Source organism: Corallococcus sp. CA041A (genome assembly GCF_003612075.1).
GTDB lineage: Bacteria > Myxococcota > Myxococcia > Myxococcales > Myxococcaceae > Corallococcus > Corallococcus exiguus.
In genome coordinates this window covers 1-5,241 of the sequence record NZ_RAWF01000409.1, presented here as the reverse complement: position 1 = coordinate 5,241, position 5,241 = coordinate 1, and the positions used below count along the sequence as shown (strand labels likewise).

Genomic DNA, 5,241 nt, shown 5'->3' with positions numbered 1-5,241 from the left:
CTCCACCCGCCGTGCGCCTCCGGACAATGTCGGGAAGACTCCCCCCTCCCCCAAAAGCCGCGAGCACCCGGCCGCCGTCGCGTGTAGACACGGGGGGCCGTGTCTCGTCCCGCGCCCGTCATCCTCAGCTTCCGACGCACGTTCGCGCTGCTCATCCTGCTGGTCGTGCTGCCGTCGGCCGGCCTGTCCGGCTTCGGCGTCGTGGCCATCATCAACGAGCGCGCCGCGGTGGAGAAACGCCTGGAGGCCGCGTGGCGGGGGACGCTGGCGGACCTGTCCGCGGAGGTGCCTCGCGCGCTCAACAGCGGACGCTTGGAGCGCGTGGGCAGCGAGCGGCTGGCCTTCCTCCTGCCGGATGACCAGGAGCTGTCCGACCCGGACGGCACCTTCCACGTGGAGAACGGTCTGGTGCGCACGAAGGACCCGCAGCTGGCGGAGTCCCTGGCGGCGCTGGTGCCGGAAGCCGCTTCGCTGCCCACCGTGCCCACTGTCTTCTCGCTCTCCACGAGCGGCCGCGCGGTGATGGTGGCCGCCGAGCGCCAGGGCGCCACCGTGCGGGGCGTGCGGCTGTCGGGCGTGGCGTTGGACTCGCTCCTGTCGGACAAGGCGCAGGGCCGGGCCACGTCGGAGCCCGTGCGCTTCACGCTGCTGCCCGTGCCGCGCGACACGTCCAGCGAGGGCGGGCTCGTCAACCGGCTGATGTCGGAGGTGGCCCAGGCCCGGCAGAACGCGCTGGGGCAGCCGGTGCTCGCGGAGCGGGTGCTGTCCGCGCCGTTGCAGGACTTCCGCCTGGTGGTACTGCCCACCGGCGAGGACCCCGTGGCGAGCGCGTCCACGCGCAACCGCGCCGTGTACGGCGTGCTGCTGGGCCTGTTCTACCTGACGCTCACCTTCGGCGTGGGCTACACGGCCCGCGTGCTCTACCGCGAGGCGCGCCTGTCGCGCATGAAGACGGACTTCGTGTCGCTGGTGAGCCATGAACTGCGCACGCCGCTCACCTCCATCCGGATGTTCATCGAGACGCTGGCCCTGGGCCGGCTGAAGGACCCGGCGCAGCAGCAGGAGGTGCTGGACCTGCTCACGAAGGAGACCGAGCGCCTGTCGGACCTCATCGAGCGGGTGCTGGACTGGGCGCGCATCGAGAGCGGCCGCAAGGTGTACCAGCGCGAGTCCCTGCCGGTGACGGACGTGGTGGACGCGGCGGTGGTGGCCTTCCGCACGCAGCGCCACGGCGACGGCATGGAGTTCACCGTGAAGGTGGACGACGGGCTCCCCCATGTCGACGTGGACCGGGTCGCCGTGGCGGGCGCGCTGCTCAACCTGTTGCAGAATGCCTACAAGTACAGTGGGCCCACCCACCGCAGAATCGCCCTCCGGGCACAGAGAGACGGCGGACACGTGAACCTGTCGGTGGAGGACAACGGAGTGGGCATCGCCAAGAAGGACCGCAAGCGCATCTTCGAGCGCTTCTACCGGGTGGACAACCTGCTCACGCGCAAGACGGAGGGCAGCGGCCTGGGGCTCGCCATCAGCAGGCGCATCGTGGACGCGCACGGCGGCCGCATCACCGTGAAGAGCGAGCCCGGCCAGGGCAGCTGCTTCACCCTCCAGCTCCCGGTGAGCCGCGCATGAGCACGTCCGTCCCTCAAGAGGAGAAGCCCCAGCGCATCCTGGTGGTGGAGGACGACCTGTCCATCCTCACCGGCGTGTCCATGAACCTGCGCTTCGAGGGCTACGAAGTGCTCCAGGCCCAGGACGGCCGCACGGGCCTGGCCAAGGCGCTGGACGAGGCGCCGGACCTGCTGGTGCTGGACCTGATGCTGCCGGAGCTGAACGGCTACGAAGTCATCCGCGAGCTGCGCCAGCGCGGCCGTGACACGCCGGTGGTGGTGCTGTCCGCGCGGGGCCAGGAGTCGGACAAGATATTGGGCCTCAACCTGGGCGCGGACGACTACGTGGTGAAGCCCTTCGGGTTGCAGGAGCTGCTCGCGCGCATCAAGGCGGTGCTGCGCCGCAGGTTTGGTGCCACGGGCATCACGCCGCCGCCGGTGACGTTCGGGGACGTGAAGGTGGACCTGTCCCAGCGCACGGTGGCGCGCGATGGACAGCAGGTGGAGCTGACGGCGCAGGAGTTCAAGCTGCTGGCGCACTTCCTGGCGCACCCGGGCCGCACCTTCACCCGCGAGGAGCTGCTGTCCGGCGCGTGGGGCTACCACTACGAGGGCAGCGCGCGCACGGTGGACAACTTCATGCGCCAGCTGCGGCTGAAGTTCGAGTCGGATCCGGAAGCGCCCCGGCACTTCCTCACCGTGCGAGGACTGGGCTACCGCTTCGAGCGGTGAACGCCGCTCAGGTCCCGGCGACGCCAATCTGGCGCAGGTCCTCCAGGTCGAAGGGCTTGCCGTCGAAGCGGCCGAAGCGCTCGCGAAGGGTGAGGCCGCTGGCGGTGAGGGCGGTCTCCAGTTCCTCCGGCAGGAAGTGCTTCAGCTTGAGGCGGCGGATGGGGCTCTGTCCGCCGGCCGGACGCCGCTCGCGCAGGTGCAGCGCGAAGAGGGGGCGGCGAGGCTCCACGGCGGCGCCGGGCTCGTCGTCGTCGCGAGGCAGCACGGGTTCGCGCGGGGCGTTGAGCACGTCGTAGATGAAGGTGCCGCCGGGGGCCAGGTGGTGGCGCACGGTGGCGAGGAACGCCTCCAGGTCATCGCGGCCGGACATCAGGCCCAGCGCGTGCTGAGGGGCGAGCACCAGGGGGAACTGCTCCGGCAGCCGCAGCGCGCGGGGGTCGGCGGCGATGAGGCGCGTGCGCTCGGAGACGTCCGGCGATTCGGAGGCGCGGCGCTCCTCGGCGGAGCGGATCATCGCCTCGGAGGGGTCCACGCCGACGGTGGAGAAGCCGTGGCCCGCGAGCGACCAGGGCACCCGGCCGTTGGCGGCGCCCAGCACGAGCACGGGCCCGCCGTGTTCGGCGGCCTGCCGTGTGTAGAAGACGAGGTCCGGCTCCTGTCCCACGAGGGACAGCGGGGTGCGGCCGCGTGCGTCGTTGCCTGCCATTGCCCAGGCCCTAGCACGGTTGGGGGCCGCTCCGGGACCCCGGCGTTCACACAATGGGCAAACGGTTGCCCATGCCCTGTCGAGCAACGGACGCCCACCGGCGACGGCCCAACGGTGGCCGGCCCTCCGGGGCTGGCACCCTCCTTGCCTTGATGGCCACGAACAATGGCTTCGTGCCGGGGGACCTTCCTCCGGCCCAGTGTGAGGTGGTCGGCATATGAGGCACGGGTGGCGGTGGACGGGAGCGCTCCTCCTGGTGGGAGCGCTGGGGTGGACGGGCTGCGGCGGGGACGACGGCGACACGCGAAAGGTGGATGACCCGGTGGTGCCGGTGACGCCCGTGGAGGATCCGCAGTTGCCGGACGCGGGCACGGGTGAAGTGGATGCGGGCACGGACGCCGGGACGAGCACGGATGCTGGAACCGACGCGGGCACCGGGACGGATGCGGGCACCGATGCAGGCACGGGCACGGATGCCGGAACGGGCACTGACGCTGGCACCGGCACCGACGCGGGCACGACGGAGCAGGTGCAGACCTATCCCCTGCCCTCAGCGCCGGGATGGACGTTCTACAACCAGGAGCAGGGCGCGCCGCGCTACGTCTACGGCATCTCCGCGGACCAGGGCGGCAACGTCTGGGTCGCGGGCGGCGAGGAGGGTCTGTTCCTCATCAAGAAGGGCTCCAATTCCATCCAGCGCTTCACGATGTCCGACGGGCTCCATCCCTTCGGCCGCATGCGTGACGGAGTGGGTGGTCCTCCGCCGGGAGTGCCGTACCTCAAGGTCATCTCCGTGGCGGGTGGCCCTGACGGAACGGTGTTCGTCGGCTACGCCGGCAAGCCGCCCAAGGCGGGCATGCCCACCTGCGAGGACGAATGGGATCAGGCGGAGAACGCCCACCGCGAGCCGGACGCCAGCGTCTACAAGAGCGGTGACGCGGACAAGGTGATGCTCAAGGCGGACGGCACGATTGATGTCGTGCACTACGACATCCACACCGGCCCCAAGAAGGTGGGCGCGGAGCTGCGTGGCCGCGAGAAGCTCTGCACCGTCTACCGCATCGCCTACGACCCGGTGAAGGAGGTCGTCTGGTTCGGCGGCAACCACGGCTTCGCCATGGGCGACGCGAAGTTCAACGGCATCGTCCCGTCGTACTGCTGGGATCCGCGCCCCTGGAACACCGAAGGCTTCAAGTGGGAGTTCGAGTGCGCGGGACTCTATGAGCACGTGCACCCCGCCATCTCCGGCTCCAAGGGCGAGCTGCTGTCGGACCGCTACTACGGCGTCTCCATCACGGAGAACCACGACGTCTTCTTCGGTGGGCAGATCCGCTCCACGCGCTTCCGCTACGGCACCAACGGGGACGACTACTGGTCGGCCCAGAGCGAGACGGAAGACGCGGGCTACGAATGGAACCGCTTCGACATCTGGCCTGACGCCGTGCCGAACTACCCCACCGCTGCGCAGCGCGTGGACGACAACGTCTCTGGCATGGCTCCGGCGTCCAACGGCGGCGTGTGGGTGAGCTCCTTCTACTTCGGCCTCGCCCGCCTGAGCGCCGACGGAGCCGTGGAGACCAAGGTGATGCAGGACCTGGTCAACTACGCGCCCGCCAGCGGCAGCAACCCCGCGATGGCCCCGACCTCTTCCGTGGCGACGGACCCGTGGGATGGCAGCCTCTGGGTGGGCGCCAACTGGTGGGGCGGCATCACGCGCCTGAAGGGCGGCGGCACGGTGAAGTACAGCGGTGACGTCTTCGGCAACGTGCTCACCTCCGTCAGCAGCGTGTCCGACATCCAGTTCGACCGCTCCGCCGGCAAGCGCCGCGTCCTCGTCTCCTTCGAGGGCACCAAGAACGCGAAGACCGGCGTCGTCACCCCGGGCCTCATCGGTATCTACGAAGGCGACTGACGCCGCATCCGCACCGAAGTCCTGACACGGCCGTCCTTCCCATCATGGGGAGGGCGGCCGTTGTCTTGGCGCCCACCTGGGTCACCGCGATGCTTTCATCCTGAAGTATCCCAACCCGCGGACGTCGCGGGCGTCTCGCACCGCGAGAAAACAAACTGGCACGCACGCTTTTGACGCGCCGTGCCCGGCTACCCACCTGCCGGGCACGGCCTGCACCGACAGACAGCCCGCGCGGGCCGGAAGCCGTCTAGAATCCCGCCCGCTCATGTCCACCGTCCCTC

General features: G+C 70.1%; 4 protein-coding genes. 3 read left to right on the top strand and 1 reads right to left on the bottom strand.

Annotated elements, in window-relative coordinates:
- The first annotated feature begins 99 nt into the window (after window positions 1–99).
- A complete protein-coding gene (locus D7V77_RS39865) occupies window positions 100–1,632 on the top strand; it encodes a cell wall metabolism sensor histidine kinase WalK (RefSeq protein WP_120581426.1) in 1,533 nt (510 codons plus the stop codon).
- Window positions 1,629–2,342, top strand: a complete 714-nt coding sequence (locus D7V77_RS39860; protein ID WP_120581425.1) for a response regulator transcription factor — start codon at window positions 1,629–1,631, stop codon at window positions 2,340–2,342. The genes D7V77_RS39865 and D7V77_RS39860 overlap by 4 nt, the downstream gene beginning before the upstream one ends.
- 7 nt (window positions 2,343–2,349) lie before the next feature.
- Here the strand turns inward: D7V77_RS39860 and D7V77_RS39855 are convergent, their stop codons facing one another.
- A complete protein-coding gene (locus D7V77_RS39855; protein WP_120581424.1) occupies window positions 2,350–3,048 on the bottom strand; it encodes a bifunctional 2-polyprenyl-6-hydroxyphenol methylase/3-demethylubiquinol 3-O-methyltransferase UbiG in 699 nt (232 codons plus the stop codon).
- A 217-nt stretch (window positions 3,049–3,265) separates the two neighbouring features.
- On the opposite strand from D7V77_RS39855, the gene D7V77_RS39850 reads away from it, so the two are divergent.
- A complete protein-coding gene (locus D7V77_RS39850) occupies window positions 3,266–4,960 on the top strand; it encodes a hypothetical protein (RefSeq protein WP_120581423.1) in 1,695 nt (564 codons plus the stop codon).
- Window positions 4,961–5,241 lie beyond the last annotated feature (281 nt).